The following is a 19,617-nucleotide window of genomic DNA, read 5'->3' as shown; positions in this document are numbered from 1 at the left end:
GTAAAAACCCCGCTCAACATTTTCGTTGAGCGGGGTTTTTAATGGCCGTATAGCAGGACAACAAACGAACCTAGTCGGTCAGATTGTCAACGATCTTCAGCACCGGCGCGGCTTGGTTAAGCGTATAGAAGTGTAGGCCTGGCGCACCGCCATCCAGTAAACGCTGACAAAGCCGACTCACCACATCGGTGCCAAAGGCTGAGATCGCGTCACTGTCATCGCCATACGACTCCAACTGCTTGCGAATCCAACGCGGGATCTCGGCACCACAGGCGTCAGAGAAACGCGCCAGCTTGGTGTAGTTGGTAATCGGCATAATGCCGGGAATAATCGGCTGCTCGACGCCTAGTGCACGGGCTTTATCGACGAAGTTGAAATAGGCATCAGCGGTAAAGAAGTACTGGGTAATCGCCATATTGGCCCCCGCCTTCATTTTACGCGCGAAGTTTTCCACATCCTTATCAAGGTTGGGTGCCTGTGGATGAGATTCAGGATAGGCCGCCACCGCAATGTCGAAATGATTGCCGGTTTCCTCACGAATAAATTCAACCAGTTCGTTGGCATAACGTAGCTCGCCAATGCTACCCATACCGGAGGGCATATCACCACGCAGCGCAACCAAGCTATCCACGCCCTCCTCGCGGTACTGTGCCAGCAGATCACGCAGCTGGGCTTTCTCACTGCCGATGCAGGAGAGGTGCGGGGCGGTCGTGATCCCGCTCTCGCTAACCTCACGCACCACCTGACGGGTACGCGCCTGGGTAGACCCGCCAGCACCGTAAGTCACCGAAAAAAACCGTGGTTTCCGGGCGGCCAGTTCATCGCGAACGTGGATCAGCTTATCGCGCCCGGCATCGGTGTTGGGCGGAAAAAATTCAAAGCTGATACCTAGCGGATGCTCTTGGCTGCTCATGGGACTTCCTTATTAGTGATTAATAGTGATGATATTTTAAGGTATTCTCGCTGTTCCAACGGGCTGGGGCTAATGAAAGATTCCACGCTTGGCCTTTAATTCGGCTCATGTTCGTCGTCACGACACCTATTACGGGAGGGTAAATGGATCTTGCACCTGGGGCACTGGTTGGGCCGCTATTGATGTTACTGAGCTACGTGGGACTGGGTTGGCTGGCCGCCCAACGACTCAAGCTGGATCCTCGCCCGATTGCGACGCTGCTGGTTTACCTGATTGCCCCGTTTACTATTTTTCGCGCGCTGATGAACGGTGGCCCGACGCTTGACTACCTCTTACTCACATTAGCGCTATTCATTCTGGCCAGCCTGATGGCACTGATCGTACAGCGCGTCACTCGCCACCGCTTTGGTGAACAGGAAGCTGCCCTGTTGGCGTTCTCCTCAGGAACGGGCAATACCGGCTATTTTGGTTTACCAATTGCGTTGATTTTGCTGCCCCCGGAAGGCGTTACCCTTTACCTGTTCTGTATGCTGGGGATTAATATTTACGAATTTACCGTGGGCTTTTATCTCAGTGCCCGCGGGCGTTTTTCGGTGCGCGAGAGCCTGATCAAAATTTCACGCTTGCCGCTTATCTACGCTTTTTTATTAGCATTACTACTCAGTAGCCTTGAGGTAACCATTCCCGCCGCGGTCATGAGTTCGCTGCAAGTGTTTCCTGCTACCTATACGCTGCTGGGCATGATGATTATTGGCATGACGCTCAGCCAAGTGACGCTTTCCGCCTGGGATACGCGCTTTGTGGCCGCCTGCTTAGGGTTACGCTACCTGATGTGGCCATTGGTCATGCTAGTGGCGGTGTTAATCCTGCAGTGGGTCGCGCCGCTTTCCACGGAGCTGGCCTTAGCGTTGCTGCTGCTGGGTGTGGTGCCCATGGCCGCCAATGTTGTGGTAGTGGCCATGGAGCTGGGCATCCAGCCACAGAAAGGCGCATTAGCGGTGCTGGTCACCACACTGCTGGCGCCACTGCTGATTCCGCTCTATCTCGGTTTAATGCTGCGCCTCACCGGGCTTGGTTAGTGATTGAGCTGTTAAAAGCCAGCAACACCCGCATGGTTAAGCTGTGCGGCCATGCGCTGCATCTCCGGGTGGCTGAAAAATGCAACCAGCGCTTCTGCGCGCACTGGGCCGACGCCGGGAACGGCTTGCCACTGTTCGCGCTGGTAGCCCGCTAACTCATACCAATCCCCACGCACCGATTCGCTACCCGGCGGCGCGCCCAGCGCACTTAGCCAAGCTGCAAAAGGTTGGTCACGGGCTGCTTGAAATTGCTCGGTGAGCGAGGCGGCGGTGGCCTCACCAATGCCGTAGGCCTCGCGCAACTGGCGTGGTTCAACGTTCAGCCAGTCGAGTAATTGCGTGACAACGCCCGCCTCCATCAGCGCTTGCCAAGTACCTTCACCGATACCCTGCATGCCTAGCTGCTCGCCCAAGTAGGTAAGCCGCGCCAGCAGTTGGCTTTCGCAGCCAGGGGTTAACTCAAAACAGCTCAGCAGGTGGTAGCGCTGTGGTGACGGCGGAGTCAGCGGCGAGCGCTCCTGGGTATGCCAAACTACCTCGCTTAACTGGGGTATCGTTAGACCCGCTAGCGAAATCGCCACTTGGTCGCCGGGGCGAATGTCCAGTGATTCCCAACGATCCAGAGAGCCTAGTGATACGCGGCTAATGCGCCGCCCGTCTAACAGTACTGGGTTAAGCCATACCAACGGCGTTACACGCCCGGTGCGCCCTACGCGAAACTCAATGCCACGCACTTCTGCCAGTGCCTGCTGGGCCGGGTATTTCCAGGCTACCGCCCACTCCGGCGGCGACGATGACCAGCGGCGCACGCCGGGGCGATCGGCTTGTTTAATCACCACGCCGTCAGTGGCAAACGGCAGCGGGCCGTTAAACCAGGTATCGCGCCAGTAGGCGGCATCACGGCGATCATCCAACGGATAGGTGTAGTCGGCGCTATCAAAGCCCAGCGCACTCAGTTGGGCTAAGCGGCTTTCCATGTCGGTCGGGCCGTCAGGCCAGCCCCATACAAACAGGCCAACACGCTCAAGGGTGGCCGCGTCAGGCGAAGACTGAGCCATGGCGCCTGCCACGACGCCCCGGGCTCCAGAAGAGGGAGAGCGCGACTGAACGTGCGCTTCCAGGCGCCAATACAGCTCGCCTTGGAATAGCGCAGAAATCGGTTCGGGTAACGTATTGGGAACAGCAGGCAGTTGTCGGGCACGGGCTGTCCAATCCTGGCCTCGCTCGCCATCGCCGCGGCTAATGGCTTCGACCAGCTCACCCTCTACATAGCGCAGCGTCACCGCTACGCCGTCCACTTTGGGTTGGATCCACAGGTCTTCGCGACGGCTGGTAAAGCGCCTGACGCCCTCGTCATCAGCTTTATTGAGGCCGCGCTGGGCCGCTGGGTGTTCAAGGGTGCCGCTACTGCTGGTCACCCGCGTCAGCGGGCGATGATCCGGTTCTACGCCTAAACAGCGCTGCCAGTTAGCTAGGCGCTCTACCGCTTGGTCGTAGAGGGCATCATCGATCAGCGCGACGCCTTCGTCGTGGTAGGCAGTGTCCCAGCGCTGAACCTGCTCGGCCAGCGCTTGGCTTTCCTGCGCCAGCCGCTCAGCGGGCCAACTTGGGCACTCCTCTCCCTGCGCCGAGAGCGCCACCGCTAACAGGCCACCCAGCCACCCCACTTTCATGATCCATCGCCAGCCCTGCATACCCATCCTCACATGATGACAAGGAAAAGACACGGCGCTTGCACCAGCCCCGTTAAGTTTAATTTACCTTAAACTGACCGTGATGCAATGCGGGAAACAAGGATTGGCGTGTTATCGCCTAACGCACAAAATGAATATGCGGCCGTGCATGGTGGGGCGAGGTCTCCACATGGGCATCCACCGAGAAGACATCACGCAACAGGCGCTGGGTCAGCACCTCTTCAGGAGCACCGGAGGCCACGATCCTGCCCGCCTTCATGACGAGCAGTCGATCACAATACATCGCGGCGTGGTTGAGGTCATGGAGCGCAATGATGCTAGTCATCGGTAAGCTGGACACTAAACGCAGTAAGTTGATCTGGTGCTGCACATCAAGATGGTTGGTCGGCTCATCGAGAATCAACTCTCTAGGGGATTGGGCCAGGGCTCGCGCCACATGGGTACGCTGTTTCTCACCGCCGGAAAGGCTATGCCAGGCATCATCACGCTTTTCGATCATCCCGGTACGCTCCAGTGCCTCGTTGACCGCTCTATCGTCCTCACGGCGCCAGCCCGATAGCATCGAACGGTGCGGGAAGCGGCCAAGCTTGACCACATCGATCACCTTGAGGTTGGCATTGGTCGTGGCGTGCTGCTCTATGAAGGCGACTCGCTGAGCAATGGCCCGGCGGCGAAAGGTTGAGAGCTCCTGCCCATCCAGCAAGACCTGTCCGGCGTGGGGCCGCTTCAGCCCGGCCAGCAGCCGTAACAGCGAGGTTTTGCCAGAGCCATTGGGGCCCAGCACGCCCAGTAGCTTACCCGGTTCGGCTTCAAAGGAGACACCATCGATCACTGTCTTGGTGCCGATTTTCCAAATCAAATTGTCGGCCTTGATACTCATGATGCGCGCTGTAACCGGTAAAGAATGACAGAGAAGAACGGCACGCCCACCAGCGCTGTGACCACGCCGATTGGCAGAGACTGCTGAGGGATCAGCACGCGAGAGGCGATATCCGCCACCACCATGAAGATCGCTCCCACGATGGCACAGGCAGGCAGCAAGACGACGTGGCGTGGGCCGACCACGAAACGCGCCGCATGGGGAACCACCAGGCCAACGAAGCCAATGGTACCGACCATGCTGACGATGGTGGCGGTTATGACAGCGGTGAGGGCGAACAGGACGATTCGTGTTTGACCGACATTGACCCCCAGGGAAGCGGCGGCCTCATCGCCGAAGGCAAACGCATCCAATACCCGTGCGTAGCACAGACACGCCACCAGCCCCAACCCAACCACGACCGACACCAGAAAAAAATCCGGCCAGCGCACGCCACCAAAGCTACCGAGCAGCCAGAACATCACGTCGCGCGCCTGCTGCGCATTGCCTGCAGTGGTGACGAAATAAGAGGTCACCGCGTTGAACAGCTGCGATGCCGCGACACCGGCCAATATCGTGCGATCGGCACCGCCGCGAGCACCGTTCGAGAGAAGCGCCACGAACAGGAAGGCGGCGAAGGCGCCCACGAACGCTCCCGTTGACAGCGACACCGCCCCAGCGCCCAGACCGAGCATGACGATCAGTACGGCACCGGTCGATGCCCCGGCGGAGATGCCCAGCACATAGGGCTCTGCCAGCGGATTGCGCAGCATCGATTGCATAATGGCGCCAGCCAGTGCCAGGCCGGCACCGCAGAAGGCCGCCACCAACGCCCGGCTCAAGCGGTAATCCCAGACGATGGCTTCGTGGATACGATTGATTTCGAACGACGTCCAGCCCAGCTTATTGGTGATCACCGCATAAGTGGTGGACAGCGGGATCGGCATATCGCCGATCCCCACACTGATGCCCACCACCAGCCCAATCGCCACTAACGAGCAGAGCAGCAGTCCTGCCACCCCTACTAGCCGTGGCAGGCGCTCAGTCGTTTGCGACATCTCAAGTGTGGCGCTCATCTCAGACCAAGCGCCTTAAGCTGTTCCGCCACCTCTTCAGCACCGAAGATCGTCCTCACCGTGGGATCCATCGCATGGCCATCCATGACCACGATCGCCCCGTTCTTAACCGCTCTCATCTCGCGAGTCGCCGGGTCTGAGTTGAGGAACTCGATCTTGGCGTCTGAGTTGTCCAAATCCCAACGGTTACGGTCGACGCGGGCCACCACGATGACATCTGGATCCGCCGCGATGATGCTTTCCCATCCAAGTGCTGGCCACTCTGCGTCGGAGTCGATGGCATTGGTGCCGCCCAACACGTCGGCGATAAAGCCGGACGCGCCGTTCTTGCCGCCAAGATAAGCGTCCGCAGACGGCGACGGGCTGGAGAACCAAAAGACGAAGGAGAGCGGCTCGCCATCTTCGGGAGCGGCTGCCCGCAGTGCGGCTTCACGCTGCTCAAGCTCCTCGATCAGCGCTTGGCCCCGATCATTGACGTCGAAGATCTGCGCGATCTCGTCGATTTCCTGATATAGGCCGTCCATGCTCCAGAGTTGGGCGCGACTGCCGTAGCCGAACTTATCCTTCTCCATGCCCTCAGCGACGCAGGTGTTGGGAGACAGGTAAGTTGCCACCCCCACGTTGTCGAAATCTTCCCGTGTCGCCACTCGGCTTGATGGACCTATCAGGCTAGGCAGGGCAGCCGTCACAAGATCCGGTTCTTTTGCCAAAATAGACTCGAAGGTAGGAAACTCGACTGTTAATACCTCCACCTTGGCATTGGCCTCGGCCAACTGCGGCAAGACTTGGTTCGGCCAGAAAGCGGTGCCCACCATCTGGTCTTCGAGACCGAGCAGCAGCATGATTTCCGCACTGGCTTGACCTATGCCTACAGCCCGTTCGGGCGCCTTGTCAAAGGTCACCTCTACGCCGCAGTTATTCAGCGTTAAAGGGTAGTCTGTATTGCCCGCTAGGGCGGAGGATGAGCCCAGCCCTAGCAAGGCGCAGAATCCGGTCACAGCAAGAAAGCGTGTCATGTCTTACCATCACTATTGGTAGAGGTGTAAAGACTGCATCACCTAAGCATACGCTGCCCAGACAACGAAGCGACTGATACTCATTTACAAGCGAGCGAAATATAAGCGCAAATCATTCTCGTCGCAACCGTTGGCCATGCGTATCCAAAAAAAACGCCCCTGGTATTAACCAGAGGCGCGGACGAGGAGCTGCAGGCGACTAAGCGCTTACAAACCGGCGGCCTTACGCAGCGCGTCGGCTTTATCCACCTTTTCCCACGGGAAAGCGGTAAAGGTTTCGGTATGCGCTTGGCCTTTATCGTCACTCCAAGTGTAGCTGTGCTCGAACGGCGCCCGGCCGAAGTGACCATAAGCGGCGGTGAGCTGGTACATCGGGTGCAGCAGGTCAAGCATTTTGGTGATCGCGTAGGGGCGCAAGTCAAAGTGCTCGCGAACCAGCGCAACGATCTTGGCGTCGTCAATTTTGCCGGTACCGAAAGTGTCGATAGAGACAGAGGTCGGCTCGGCAACACCAATCGCGTAGGAGACCTGAATTTCACACTTATCTGCCAGGCCCGAGGCAACTACATTCTTAGCCACGTAGCGGCCCGCATAAGCGGCGCTGCGGTCAACTTTAGAGGGGTCTTTGCCCGAGAACGCACCACCACCGTGACGCGCCATGCCGCCGTAGGTATCGACGATGATCTTACGACCAGTGAGTCCACAGTCGCCGACAGGGCCACCAATCACGAACTTACCGGTTGGGTTAATATGGTACTGGGTATTCTCATCCAACCATTCAGCGGGAATCACTTGCTCAATGACCTCGCGCTTGATCATTTTGCGCAGGTCTTCTTGATCAATGTCAGGATCGTGCTGGGTAGACAAAACGATGGCGTCGACACCGCAGGGTTGGCCTTCGGCGTTATAGCGGAAGGTGACCTGACTCTTGGCATCCGGGCGCAGCCATGGAAGCAGGCCATTTTTACGCAGTTCGGCCTGACGCTCGACTAAACGGTGAGAGTAGTGGATCGGCGCTGGCATAAACGAATCGGTTTCGTTGGTTGCGTAGCCAAACATTAGGCCTTGGTCGCCAGCCCCCTGATCTTCCGGCTTAGTGCGATCAACGCCCTGGGCGATATCGACACTCTGCTTACCGATCAGGTTAACCACACCGCAGGTCGCGCCATCAAAACCCACGTCGGACGAGTTATAGCCAATGCTGATAATGACATCGCGCACGAGGGTTTCTAAATCGACCCAGGCAGAGGTGGTAATTTCACCCGCAATGATCGCCACCCCGGTTTTCACCATGGTTTCACAGGCAACACGCGCCTGTTTATCACGGGCAATAATGGCGTCTAACACCGCATCAGAGATCTGATCGGCAATTTTATCAGGATGACCTTCGGAGACGGACTCGGAGGTAAACAGGGAATATTCGCTCATCGCGCACTCTACCCTCTGTATGACGGCTGTGGTTAGTCCACAGCATCAGCAGGAAATCATGGCAGGTGTCCCCTGCCCGTATTAGCGAAGTGATGACAGACTCCATCACTTCGGGAGGCAGAGTCTACACGCTGTCGACGATGCTTCCCATAATGTGTCCCATAATTTACCGCTACATTTGCCGCAACATGGGAAGTCAGCGACAATAGCGCCTTTATAATTTCTGTTTGCAGGCGAGGAGCACCCCCATGCCGTCCCGTTTTGAGCTAGCCAATGCCATTCGCGCCCTGTCCATGGATGCCGTTCAGAAGGCCAAGTCCGGCCATCCGGGCGCCCCCATGGGCATGGCTGATATCGCCGAGGTGCTATGGAATGACTACCTCAAGCACAACCCGGAAGACCCCAAGTGGGCCGACCGTGACCGCTTTGTGCTCTCCAATGGCCACGGCTCCATGCTGCTTTATTCGCTGCTGCACCTCAGCGGCTACGAGCTAAGCCTGGAGCAGCTACAAAATTTCCGCCAACTGCATTCGCCCACCGCCGGCCACCCGGAATTCGGCTATGCGCCGGGCATTGAGACCACCACCGGCCCGCTGGGCCAGGGCTTTGCCAACGCAGTGGGCTTTGCCATTGCTGAAAAAACCCTGGCGGCGCAGTTTAACCGCCCGGGCCATACTATCGTCGATCACCACACCTGGTGCTTCCTGGGTGATGGCTGCTTAATGGAAGGCATTTCCCACGAAGCCGCCTCGCTAGCCGGTACCCAGCAGTTGGGTAAGTTGATTGCTCTCTATGATGACAACGGCATCTCTATCGATGGCGAAGTGGAAGGCTGGTTTACCGACGATACCGCCAAGCGTTTTGACGCTTACGGCTGGCACGTGGTGCCCAATGTGGATGGTCATAAGCCTGAAGAGGTGAAAGCCGCTATTGAACTGGCCAAGAGCCACGACGATAAGCCGAGCCTGATCATCTGCAAAACCATCATTGGCTTTGGCGCGCCCAACAAGCAGGGTAAAGAGGACGCCCATGGCGCCCCTCTGGGCGATGAAGAAGTGGCCCTGGCGCGTACCCAGCTCGACTGGCCCCACGCCCCTTTCCATATCCCTGAACCGATCTACTCGGCCTGGGATGCGCGTTCTGCAGGTAAAACCCGTCAGCAAGAGTGGGAAGCACGCTTTGCCCGCTATGCTGAAGCCTTCCCCACGGAAGCGCGCGAATTCACCCGCCGCATGAAGCGCCAACTGCCGACGGAACTGCCTACTGAGGCCTTGATTGAGCAGGCCCAGGAGCGCGGCGAGACCATTGCCTCACGCAAAGCCTCCTTTGAAGTGTTGAATGCCATTGGCCCAAAAATGCCGGAACTGCTGGGCGGCAGTGCTGACCTGGCACCGTCTAACCTGACCTTCTGGAAAGGCGCCAAAGCGATTACCCCGGAAGACGCCAGCGGTAACTACCTGCACTACGGCGTCCGTGAGTTCGGCATGGGCGCGGTCATGAACGGGATTGCACTGCACGGCGGTTTGGTGCCCTACGGCGCGACCTTCCTGATCTTTATGGAGTACATGCGTAACTCGATTCGCATGGCGTCGCTGATGGGCCAGCAGGCTATCTACGTGTTTACCCACGATTCCATTGGTCTGGGTGAAGATGGCCCGACCCACCAGCCCATTGAGCAGCTTACCAGCCTGCGCACCACGCCGAATCTCAATACCTGGCGCCCCTGCGATGCGGTAGAAACCGCCGCGGCCTGGGATGCGGCAATCAAGCGTCACTCAGGCCCCACGGCACTGGTGCTGTCACGCCAGAACCTGCCCCATCAGCAGCGCACCAAAGCGCAACTGGCCTCAATTCAAAACGGGGCGTACGTCCTGAAAGACAGCGAAGGCACGCCCGAGTTGATTCTGATCGCTACCGGTTCTGAAGTGGCGCTTGCCATGGACGCCGCTGCGGAGCTTGAGCAGCAGGGTAAAGCGGTGCGCGTGGTCTCCATGCCCTCGGCCTACCGCTTTAACGGGCAGGATGCGGAGTACCGTGAAAGCGTATTGCCCAAGGCGGTGACCAAGCGTATCGCCATCGAAGCTGCTCACGCCGACTACTGGTACAAGTATGTGGGCCTGGACGGCCGCGTCATCGGCATGACCACCTACGGCGAATCTGCACCCGCGGGCGACCTATTCAAACACTTCGGCTTTACCGTCGAGAATGTGGTCAAACAAGCCAACGAACTACTCGACTAAGCCATGCCTGCGCTCAGTGGCTTGCTATGGCTGATTAGCTACTGGCTGATCGGTGAAGTGGTGATCCACTTCACCGCTTTACCGATCTCTTCAGGCGTGATTGGGATGCTGCTGCTGTGCGCAACGCTCGCCGTGCGTGGCCGTGTCCCTACCAGCATTGCCGCCGCTGCCCAGCCGCTGATCGCGCTACTCGCCATGCTGATTATGCCCGGCGTTGTTGGGGTATTTTTCATCATCGGCGAGCTGGCAGGCCAGTGGAGCGCCATTCTTATTGCCTTAGTGGTAGGCACATTACTCAGTGTGACGACGACGCTTTGGCTGCTCAAACGTCTTATCGGGCAGCCGCATGCACGCTAATACACCGCTACTCGAACTGTTAACCACTACCCCGCTGTTTGCAGTGGGCTTAACGCTTGCCGCTTATTTGCTGGGTAGCGCGCTGTTCCAGCGTCTAAAGCGCCCTTCTTGGCTGCCCGCTATTTTGATCGCAGCGCTGCTGCTGGCGGGGGCATTAGCGCTGATAGGACTGCCTTACGCTACGTACCAGCAAGGGGCCACATGGCTAACGGTGCTATTGGGGCCAGCCACGGTGGCGCTGGGTATGCCGCTTTATCAACAGCTGCCGCGTATCGTTGAATTATGGCGACCGCTAGCGATTTGTTTGCCCATCGCCGCGACGCTGGCGGCTTGCTACTCGCTGGCAATTGCTTGGTTGCTGGGCAGCTCAGACAACATACTCGCGTCCATTGCCGCTAAATCAGTGACCGCGCCAATTGCTATCGGCATTACCGAGCAGCTGGGTGGCACCACCGCGCTGCTGCTGGGGGCACTGCTGGTCACCGGGGTGATCACCATTCCCTGCGTGAGCTTGGCAGCGCGTTGGTTGAATATCAAAGATGATCGCTTGATCGGTTTCGCTCTGGGGCTTAACGGCCACGCCATTGGCACGGTAAGAGCGTTTGAGATCAGCCCCACCGCCGGCGCTTTCGCGTCACTGGGCATGAGCCTTACCGGTATTTTCACCGCGGTGCTGCTGCCACTTGCCTGGCGATTGATAGGCATGGCCAGTTGATAGGCGCAGTTAGCCGATAACAGTCGCCCGCTGAAATACGTTATCATCGCAACGAGTTCTAGCCTATTTCGATTATTGTTGATTCACTTTTAAGAGCCAACCTTCTGCATGGCTAATTCAGCTTCCAGCTATCGCATCGCCATTAACGGTTACGGACGCATTGGCCAATGCGTGTTGCGTGCGCTCGTCGAGCGGCGACACCCCGAACTTGAAGTGGTCGCTATTAATGAGCTCTCTGATCTCGCGACCATCACCTATCTAACCCGTTACGACACCACCCATGGCCGCTTTCCCGGTGACGTGGAGAACGACGGCCAGCATCTCATTGTCAACGGCCAGCGCATCCAGGTATTGTGCGAACAAGATCCACGTAAGTTGCCCTGGAAAGCGCTTGATGTGGATTTGGTGCTGGAGTGCTCCGGGAGTTTTAAAGATCGCGCCACCGCCGAGCTGCACTTAGCAGCAGGCGCTAAGCGGCTACTGTTTTCCCAACCAGCGGAAAACGACGTCGATACCACCATTGTGTGGGGCATTAATGAAGGCGAGCTGGCACTTTCTCAGCGCGTTCTGTCAGCCGCCTCGTGCACCACTAATTGCCTTGTGCCGCTTCTGACCGTCCTAGATGAAGCCTTGGGGCTTGAACACGGTGTCACCACGACGATTCACTCGGCGATGAATGACCAACCGGTGATTGATGCCTATCATCAAACCGACCTGCGCCTAACCCGTTCGGCGATGCACTCTATTGTGCCGGTGGACACCGGCTTGGCGCTCGGCATTAGCCGCTTGATGCCCAATCTTGCGGGACGCTTTGAGTGCCTACACGTACGCGTCCCCACTATCAATGTCTCTGCCATGGACGTAGCGCTCACGGTTAGCCGCGACACCCACCGGGACGATGTGAACACGCTGTTGCTGACAGCCAGTCAACAGCGCTTAAAGGGCGTGCTGGGTTACACTGAAGCCCCTATGGCGTCGGTTGATTTTAATCACGACCCGCGTTCAGGCATTCTCGACGCGACTCAAACTCGAGTGGCTGGCAAGCGCCTTATCAAGCTACTGTGCTGGTTCGACAACGAATGGGGGTTCGCTAACCGTATGCTCGATATTAGCCAGCGGCTGGCCAGACTTTCCGCACAGACGTAACCTGTTTGCACCAGTTGTTTACATTGGCTGTTTATATTGAGTTCAACGGCCTAAACACGAGGAAACTGCTCACATGAACGTGAAGAAGATGACTGACCTTCCCCTGGAAGGACAACGCGTGCTGATCCGTGAAGACTTGAATGTGCCCATCAAACATGGCCGCGTTTCCAGCGACGCCCGCCTGCGTGCCGCGCTGCCGACGATTCAGGCAGCCGCGAAGGCTGGGGCCAAAGTGATGCTGATGAGCCATTTGGGACGTCCCACCGAAGGCGAACCCACCGAGGAGTTTTCCCTGGCGCCGGTGGCTGAACATTTGAGTGAGCTGTTAGGCCGCCCGGTGCCGCTGGTCAAAGCCTATCTCGGTGAAACAGTCGGCGAAACCCTCGATATTGCCAACGGCGATGTCGTACTGCTAGAGAACGTTCGCTTTAATAGCGGCGAGAAAAAAGATGACGAACAGCTGGCGAAACAGTACGCCGCGCTGTGCGATATTTTTGTGATGGATGCCTTTGGCACCGCCCACCGCGCCCAAGCCTCCACCCATGGCGTGGCACGTTTTGCCCCTAGCGCCTGTGCAGGGCCTTTACTTGCCCAAGAGCTTGATGCCCTTGAGAAAGCGCTGGCACATCCGGCCCGGCCCATGGCCGCCATCGTCGGCGGCTCAAAGGTCTCTACCAAGCTGGATGTACTCACCGCGCTGGCGGAGAAATGCGATCAACTGATTGTCGGCGGCGGTATCGCCAACACCTTTATTGCCGCCGCAGGCTACAATGTCGGCAAATCACTCCATGAGGCCGATTTGGTGGGCCAGGCGAAAGCGTTGATGGAGAAGGTCTCAATTCCACTGCCTACCGATGTGGTCGTCGCCACCGAGTTTTCTGAATCGGCCAAAGCGGTGGTCAAGCCCGTCGATCAGGTGGCTGACAACGAGATGATTTTGGATATCGGCCCCGATACCGCCGCTCATTTGGCAAGTATGCTCAAAGACGCGGGCACTATCCTGTGGAACGGCCCCGTCGGTGTGTTTGAAATCGATCAGTTTGGTAAAGGCACCCAGGTGATCGCCCAGGCCATCGCCGATAGCGCGGGCTTTTCTATTGCCGGTGGCGGCGATACCCTAGCGGCCATTGATAAGTACGCCATTGCGGATCGCGTTTCGTACATTTCCACTGGCGGCGGCGCCTTTCTTGAGTATGTCGAAGGCAAGCAATTGCCTGCCGTGGCAGCACTCGAAGCAGCTGCCAAACGCAGCTAACATAAAGCCACTTGAACCTGGGCGCTTATGGTGCTCGTTCAGATAACCCAATTGACAACGCAAACAGGTAAGATAATTTTATGGCTCTGATCAGCATGCGCCAAATGCTCGACCACGCCGCCGAATACGGTTACGGCATTCCGGCGTTCAACGTCAATAACCTTGAGCAAATGCGCGCCATTATGGAAGCCGCTGATGCCACTGACTCGCCCGTCATCGTGCAAGCCTCTGCGGGCGCACGCAAATATGCGGGTGCGCCTTTCCTTCGCCATCTGATTTTGGCGGCCGTTGAAGAGTTTCCGCATATTCCAGTGGTTATGCATCAGGATCACGGCACCAGCCCTGCAGTCTGCCAGCGCTCTATCCAGCTCGGTTTCTCCTCGGTCATGATGGATGGCTCGCTGGGTGAAGATGGCAAAACCCCCACCGACTATGATTACAACGTCAACGTTACTCGTCGCGCGGTGGAAATGGCCCACGCCTGTGGCGTTTCCGTCGAAGGTGAGCTGGGCTGCCTGGGCAGCCTGGAAACCGGTATGGCCGGTGAAGAAGACGGCATCGGCGCAGAAGGCAAGCTGGATATGGAGCAACTGCTTACCGATCCGGAAGAAGCCGCAGCATTTGTTAAAGCCACCCACGTAGACGCACTGGCGATTGCCATTGGTACCAGCCACGGCGCTTACAAATTTACTAAGCCACCTACCGGTGACACGCTGTCTATTCAGCGCATTAAAGAGATTCACGCGCGAATTCCGGATACTCACCTGGTCATGCACGGCTCCTCTTCTGTTCCCCAGGAGTGGCTGGAAGTGATTAACCAGTACGGCGGCGAGATTCCTGAAACTTATGGCGTGCCCGTCGAAGAAATCGTTGAAGGTATCAAGCACGGTGTACGCAAGGTCAATATCGATACCGACCTGCGCTTGGCATCTACCGGTGCAGTGCGTCGCTTCCTGGCTCAGAACCCGTCTGAATTCGACCCGCGTAAGTTCTTGAAAGAGACCGTTACCGCGATGCGCGACCTATGTATCGCTCGCTACGAAGCCTTTGGCACGGCTGGCAATGCCAGTAAGATTAAGCCGATCAGTCTGGACGATATGTTCTTGCGCTATGAGCGTGGCGAACTAGCGCCCAAGGTAAAATAAGCGTGTATTGACACCCTTTCGAAAAGACGACCTGCTTGGTCGTCTTTTTTTTGGCTAATGAAATAGATGTTGCAATGCAGCATTAATACCCTAACACTGGTGATGAGGCCACGACGTTTCGTGTTCCAGCAAGGAGGCCACAACGCTTATGAAATCGACGACTCCCCTGTCCCTAATGCCCACTACCCCGGTAGCGATGTTCGATATATGGAAAGTCGGCATCATGGCCTTTGAGCTATGGTCAACATCCTTGTCGACGATCACTATGCGAAATCATTTATGGCAAACACAGCCGTTTTTCAGTCCTAAAATGATGCAAGAAAATCAACGCATGGTCACCGAAAAACTCGAGGCCAGCATGGAAGCTGGCCTCGTCATGCAAAAAGCGCTGCTCAATTCAATGAGCGGGAAACAAGCCCCCTGGTGGGTTACCAGCCAGCGCACAATGAAGCCTTACCATCAGCGAAGTAGCGCTAACTCACAGCGACTCGCCAAGTAAAGCTTAGGCACTGACGTTACTCGTTATCGTCGGTGCCATCCTCGCCATCTTCACTATTCTCTTCCTCGCTGCTATGAATAGCATCTTCAGGACTGCCAGTGCCGCCTGTGCCAGCCTCTGGGTTTCGCTCCTCACTCTTACCTGGTTCTAGCTCTACATCAGCTTCGCCTGCACTGGTGGCTACTTCTTCGTTGTTCTCTTCTTCACGAGCGCGTGCCTGTTCATCAGCGCCTTCGGCATCGCTAGATAACGCTTCATCGTCGCGTTTTACCGACCCCGCTTTAATACCGTATTCCGCTTCTAGTGCCTCATCATCCAGAGGCTCGTGCTGCTCGTCCTGTGTGTCATGATTATCAGCAAACACATAGCCAGTCGTCGTGAGTAACGCAGCGCTGAGTGCAAAGGGTAAAAACCAAGGGGCTAGTCGCATTGGGTGTTCTCCATGTTGTGGTTTTAAAAGAATAGTGTATCCCTACTATCTCTTCAGCGCAGCTTGGCGGTTTCCAACGCTAGCGCTACAGCTTGTCCTGAAAGGACATGTGCCAGCGGCCGCTAAAATGAGCGTAGCCATTTAAGCTGGTTCAAGAGTAACGTGCAAGCAAGCAAAAAATTACAAAACAGTGTTCACAAATGGCGTAAAATCCCGTTCAATAGCAGTATGGATGGCTTCAACTAACACTGGCAGCGTTTAAACCGCTGCAAGGAACCGCAATGCCGCTCCCACTTTTGCTGTTTGACTGTGATGGCACTCTTGTCGATAGCGAACCGCTACTCGCTGAAGAGATGGCCGCTGGACTTAATTCAGTAGGCCTGCCTTTCGCTGTTACTGACTACCTTGGCGAATTTCGTGGAGCGCGCTTTCGACGTATCGTTGCTGAATTACAACAACGCTATGGGGAGGTTGACCCTGCCCACCTTGACCGCATGGAAGCCTCTATGCGAGCCAATCTAGCCACCCGGCTTGCACAGGAGTTGACGACCATTCCAGGTGCCCATGAAGCGCTGGATATTTTGGCGGCTTATCCCAGTGCCGTAGTGTCTAATGGGCCGGAAAGCAAAATTCGCTCGGCTCTAGAAGCAACCGGACTGAGCCACTATTTTGGTAAACGCTTTTTCAGTGGCTATACCGCCAATTGCTGGAAGCCCGAACCCTGTTTACATTTACACGCAGCGAGTATCATGGGCTATTCAGCGCGTGACTGCATAGCCATAGACGATGCCTTGGTTGGTGTACGCGCGGCGCTTCAAGCGGGAATGACGGTGATCCACTTAAATCGCTTCCCTGATGCCGAGTCAACGCCCGAAAACGCTATCATGATCAGCAATATGTATCAGTTGCCTGCCGTGGTGGAGCGACTCACGCGTGAGTATTGGCAAACCCCTGTGCCTCAGCACTCAATGGGAGGATAAAAATGCCCTCTTTACGTGACCAGCTTGGTGGGCTGGTTTACTCCACCGAGCATGGCAAAACCTGCCCCACCTGCCGGGAACCACTCGACGCCTGCCAATGCGATGAGCTCAGCGAACAGCAGCGGCTGGAAGCACTTGATGGCGTGGTACGCATTCGCCGCGAAACGAGTGGCCGGAAAGGCAAAGGCGTTACTACCATTACTGGCATTCCGCTGCCTAGCGAAGAGCTTAGAACCTTGGCCAAAACGCTTAAAAAGCGCTGTGGAACCGGTGGAGCAGTTAAAGAGGGCATTATTGAAATTCAAGGCGACCACCGCGATACCTTGCGCCAAGAATTAAGCGCCCTCGGCTACCAGGTTAAACTCGCTGGAGGTTAGACCTCTACACCACTATAACTTACCATCGGGACTTACCACCGGGTAAGTCGCTACAGAGCAAGGCACCGCAATGGCTTGGCTGGAATACGTGTTACCCCTGATTTTTTTATTCCCCATGGCGGCAATGGCCAGTATTGTCCTTGCGCTGCGCAGCCTTCACGATGCTCGCGTTCACTCCCCATTCAACGCCCCCCTTCATGAACCGGGCCAAGCCCTGCGGCGCCGTCTTGACCAAGCTTTTTCCAGCCTATTTTTAAACGGCGCTTTAGGGCCCATTATCAGCCTTGCTCCGCTTGTTTACGGGATGGGGCGCATGTTGTTTGTCGAGCGACAAGACTGGGTCGAATGGGCACTGTATGGCCTGCTCAGCACCTTACTTGTGCTGACGTTTTCGTTACTTCTGGTACGCGACTATCAGCGTATACGTCGCTTAAAATTAGGCTTAGCCTGCGAACTGGCTGTTGGTCAAGAGCTGGAGCGCTTAGTCCGCCCTGATGCGCACCCTTACTATGTATTTCATGATGTGCCCACCGATAGCTTCACGATCGATCACGTCGTCGTAACACCCCATGGCGTATTTGTGGTCGAGACACGAGCAAGAACACTCGCTATCGGCACCGATGGCAACGAACTCAACACAGTAGCGGTTGAACGAGAGCGGTTGCGCTTTCCGCACTGGCAAGAGCGTCGACCGTTGCACAAAACGCGCCAAGGAGTTAGCTGGCTGACTCACTGGCTTGAGCGCCGCTGCGGCGTACCCGTGCCAGTACGAGGCGTATTGGTGCTACCGGGCTGGAAAATAGATAACAGCGAAGCCGCTTCGGATATTCTAGTGGTCAGCGGAGATACCCTTGCAAAGCAAATAACCGAGCTAACACCAGGCCCACTCAATGATGCCATCCATGACAAGATCATTAATGTTCTGCTTGAGCGCGCTCAGTTGATGGAGTTGAAACATCTGAGCCAACCTTCAGTTTAAGTGTCCTCCCTCCGCTCAATCGCCGCGCAGTCGGCCGCCCATTTCCTGGGCCAGATCGACCGCATAGTGGTCTGTCATCCCACCAATAAAGTCCAGCATTCGTCGATAGCTATCGTAAAGCGTCCATGAAGGCAGCGGCGTATTTTCGCCAATCAGAGCCAGTACACGCTGGTGTTTAAACGATGAGTGACCTGTGTGGTGAAGCTCATGTGCAGCGCCAATAAAGGCTTCCAGCAGAATGCCCAGCGTCGTATAGGCGCCAATTTCTAGTTTTGCCTTGCGCTCATTCTGAAAAATACGCTCTCTAGCCAACTGCTTCGCCGCCTGAACGCCCCACCCCAAATCAGGGTGACACAGCTCTAAGAGGTCATCACTGAGCGTGCCGCTCAGCAGGGCCTGCTCATGCTGCACAAACACCGCGCCGACATCGTTTACCGCCCGCTCCATGGCGGCGCCACGTAATAGCGCGATACGCCGTCGCTGAGAAACGTTGTTACGCTCCATCTCCGCATATTCGGCAGGGAAATCGCCGGCAATCTGGCGCAAAATTTCGACCACTTCCTCATAGCGCAGAATACCCATCTCTAAGCCGTCTTCCAGGTCTAGCAGGGCATAACAGATATCATCGGCGGCTTCCACAAGCCAAGCTAATGGATGGCGACACCAGCGTTGATCGCCTTGGGGTAACAGACCAACCGCCTCGGCCACCTCTTTTAGCAGGGCTTGCTCCGACTGATAAGCGCCAAACTTGCCCGCTCGACCACCGTAACGAACCGTCCACGGGTATTTCAGCAGTGTGCCAAGGGTGGCCGCTGTTAGCCGCATACCGCCATTGAACTGGTTGTATTCGATCTGGGTAATTACCCGAAAACCCTGGGCATTACCTTCGTAGGTCAACAGATCCTCGCGCTCCGCCTCTGAAAGGCCCTCTAACAGACCACTGCTTTGAGCACGCAGAAACCAGTCGCGAATAGCATACTCTCCGGCGTGACCGAAAGGGGGATTACCAATGTCGTGACCAAGACATGCCGTTTGTATAATGACGCCAAGGTCAGCAGGGGTAATCCATTCAGGCAAACGATCATGCAACAGTTCACCCACAATCATGCCCAAGGAACGTCCCACACAGCCAACCTCTAGCGAGTGGGTTAGGCGAGTATGGATATGGTCGTTTTCGGTCAGTGGATGCACCTGGGTCTTACGCCCTAGGCGCCTAAAAGAGCCTGAGAAAACAATTCGGTCGTGATCTTTATGAAATGGGCTGCGACCAATTTCACGAGTACTTGTGGAGCGTTGGTCGTGAAGACGACGTGGGGAAAGTAACTGTTCCCAGCGCATCTGAGTCATGGGCATTCCTCCTAGAGGAGTGCATTCTGACATAAAACGCCAGAAAACCGTACGTTAGGGTGAGTGGTGAGTGGTGAGTGGT

At 56.5% G+C, this 19,617-nt stretch carries 19 protein-coding genes; 11 read left to right on the top strand and 8 right to left on the bottom strand.

Annotated features, from left to right (window positions below):
• Positions 1-70: 70 nt before the first annotated feature.
• A complete protein-coding gene (gene metF, locus A6R74_RS01470; RefSeq protein ID WP_064232614.1) occupies positions 71-913 on the bottom strand; it encodes a methylenetetrahydrofolate reductase [NAD(P)H] in 843 nt (280 codons plus the stop codon).
• A gap of 143 nt (positions 914-1,056) precedes the next feature.
• On the opposite strand from metF, the gene A6R74_RS01465 reads away from it, so the two are divergent.
• A complete protein-coding gene (locus tag A6R74_RS01465) occupies positions 1,057-1,992 on the top strand; it encodes an AEC family transporter (protein ID WP_064232612.1) in 936 nt (311 codons plus the stop codon).
• An 11-nt stretch (positions 1,993-2,003) separates the two neighbouring features.
• Here the strand turns inward: A6R74_RS01465 and ligB are convergent, their stop codons facing one another.
• The 5 genes from ligB to metK all read right to left on the bottom strand — a co-directional run bounded on the left by ligB (position 2,004) and on the right by metK (position 8,065).
• Positions 2,004-3,686: an NAD-dependent DNA ligase LigB gene (ligB, locus tag A6R74_RS01460; protein ID WP_373557060.1), complete on the bottom strand. Its 1,683-nt coding sequence runs from the start codon at positions 3,684-3,686 to the stop codon at positions 2,004-2,006.
• Positions 3,687-3,804: 118 nt separating this feature from the next.
• Complete coding sequence (locus A6R74_RS01455) at positions 3,805-4,566, bottom strand: ABC transporter ATP-binding protein (protein ID WP_064232610.1); 762 nt, start codon at positions 4,564-4,566, stop codon at positions 3,805-3,807.
• Positions 4,563-5,621, bottom strand: coding sequence for a FecCD family ABC transporter permease (locus tag A6R74_RS01450; protein ID WP_205634128.1), 1,059 nt, complete (start codon positions 5,619-5,621; stop codon positions 4,563-4,565). Before A6R74_RS01450 ends, A6R74_RS01455 begins: the two co-directional genes overlap by 4 nt.
• On the bottom strand, positions 5,618-6,637 hold the full coding sequence (locus A6R74_RS01445) for an ABC transporter substrate-binding protein (RefSeq protein ID WP_064232608.1): 1,020 nt from the start codon (positions 6,635-6,637) through the stop codon (positions 5,618-5,620). Before A6R74_RS01445 ends, A6R74_RS01450 begins: the two co-directional genes overlap by 4 nt.
• 207 nt (positions 6,638-6,844) lie before the next feature.
• The gene (gene metK, locus A6R74_RS01440; protein WP_064232605.1) at positions 6,845-8,065 is read right to left on the bottom strand and encodes a methionine adenosyltransferase; all 1,221 of its coding nucleotides are present in this window, start codon (positions 8,063-8,065) and stop codon (positions 6,845-6,847) included.
• 248 nt (positions 8,066-8,313) lie between these two features.
• Between metK and tkt the strand changes: the two genes are divergently transcribed.
• From tkt to A6R74_RS01405, 7 genes are all read left to right on the top strand, one after another.
• Complete coding sequence (tkt, locus tag A6R74_RS01435) at positions 8,314-10,305, top strand: transketolase (protein ID WP_064232603.1); 1,992 nt, start codon at positions 8,314-8,316, stop codon at positions 10,303-10,305.
• 3 nt (positions 10,306-10,308) lie between these two features.
• On the top strand, positions 10,309-10,662 hold the full coding sequence (locus tag A6R74_RS01430; protein ID WP_064232600.1) for a CidA/LrgA family protein: 354 nt from the start codon (positions 10,309-10,311) through the stop codon (positions 10,660-10,662).
• Positions 10,652-11,377, top strand: coding sequence for an LrgB family protein (locus tag A6R74_RS01425; protein WP_064232598.1), 726 nt, complete (start codon positions 10,652-10,654; stop codon positions 11,375-11,377). Before A6R74_RS01430 ends, A6R74_RS01425 begins: the two co-directional genes overlap by 11 nt.
• A gap of 108 nt (positions 11,378-11,485) precedes the next feature.
• Positions 11,486-12,523 carry a type I glyceraldehyde-3-phosphate dehydrogenase gene (locus A6R74_RS01420; protein WP_064232596.1) on the top strand — a complete coding sequence of 346 codons (1,038 nt, stop codon included), beginning with the start codon at positions 11,486-11,488 and terminating at the stop codon, positions 12,521-12,523.
• 73 nt (positions 12,524-12,596) lie between these two features.
• Positions 12,597-13,778 (top strand): phosphoglycerate kinase, encoded by a 1,182-nt coding sequence (locus A6R74_RS01415; protein WP_007112136.1) that lies wholly within the window; start codon positions 12,597-12,599, stop codon positions 13,776-13,778.
• Positions 13,779-13,858: 80 nt separating this feature from the next.
• The gene (fba, locus tag A6R74_RS01410) at positions 13,859-14,923 is read left to right on the top strand and encodes a class II fructose-bisphosphate aldolase (RefSeq protein ID WP_064232593.1); all 1,065 of its coding nucleotides are present in this window, start codon (positions 13,859-13,861) and stop codon (positions 14,921-14,923) included.
• A 148-nt stretch (positions 14,924-15,071) separates the two neighbouring features.
• Complete coding sequence (locus A6R74_RS01405; RefSeq protein WP_064232591.1) at positions 15,072-15,422, top strand: hypothetical protein; 351 nt, start codon at positions 15,072-15,074, stop codon at positions 15,420-15,422.
• Between the two features lie 16 nt (positions 15,423-15,438).
• Here the strand turns inward: A6R74_RS01405 and A6R74_RS01400 are convergent, their stop codons facing one another.
• Positions 15,439-15,852, bottom strand: coding sequence for a hypothetical protein (locus A6R74_RS01400; RefSeq protein ID WP_064232589.1), 414 nt, complete (start codon positions 15,850-15,852; stop codon positions 15,439-15,441).
• 281 nt (positions 15,853-16,133) lie between these two features.
• Between A6R74_RS01400 and A6R74_RS01395 the strand changes: the two genes are divergently transcribed.
• The 3 genes from A6R74_RS01395 (at position 16,134) to A6R74_RS01385 (ending at position 18,188) form a co-directional block, all read left to right on the top strand.
• Positions 16,134-16,832 carry an HAD family hydrolase gene (locus A6R74_RS01395; protein WP_064232587.1) on the top strand — a complete coding sequence of 233 codons (699 nt, stop codon included), beginning with the start codon at positions 16,134-16,136 and terminating at the stop codon, positions 16,830-16,832.
• Positions 16,833-16,834: 2 nt separating this feature from the next.
• On the top strand, positions 16,835-17,209 hold the full coding sequence (locus tag A6R74_RS01390; protein ID WP_064232585.1) for a translation initiation factor Sui1: 375 nt from the start codon (positions 16,835-16,837) through the stop codon (positions 17,207-17,209).
• Positions 17,210-17,279: 70 nt separating this feature from the next.
• Positions 17,280-18,188 carry a nuclease-related domain-containing protein gene (locus A6R74_RS01385; protein WP_064232583.1) on the top strand — a complete coding sequence of 303 codons (909 nt, stop codon included), beginning with the start codon at positions 17,280-17,282 and terminating at the stop codon, positions 18,186-18,188.
• Positions 18,189-18,203: 15 nt separating this feature from the next.
• On the opposite strand, the gene A6R74_RS01380 is transcribed toward A6R74_RS01385, so the two are convergent.
• A complete protein-coding gene (locus A6R74_RS01380; RefSeq protein WP_064232581.1) occupies positions 18,204-19,535 on the bottom strand; it encodes a deoxyguanosinetriphosphate triphosphohydrolase in 1,332 nt (443 codons plus the stop codon).
• Positions 19,536-19,617 lie beyond the last annotated feature (82 nt).

Source organism: Halomonas sp. ALS9, from assembly GCF_001651035.1.
Taxonomy (GTDB): domain Bacteria; phylum Pseudomonadota; class Gammaproteobacteria; order Pseudomonadales; family Halomonadaceae; genus Vreelandella.
Note: the sequence above shows the minus strand (reverse complement) of the source record. Positions and strands in the feature narration are given on the sequence as shown.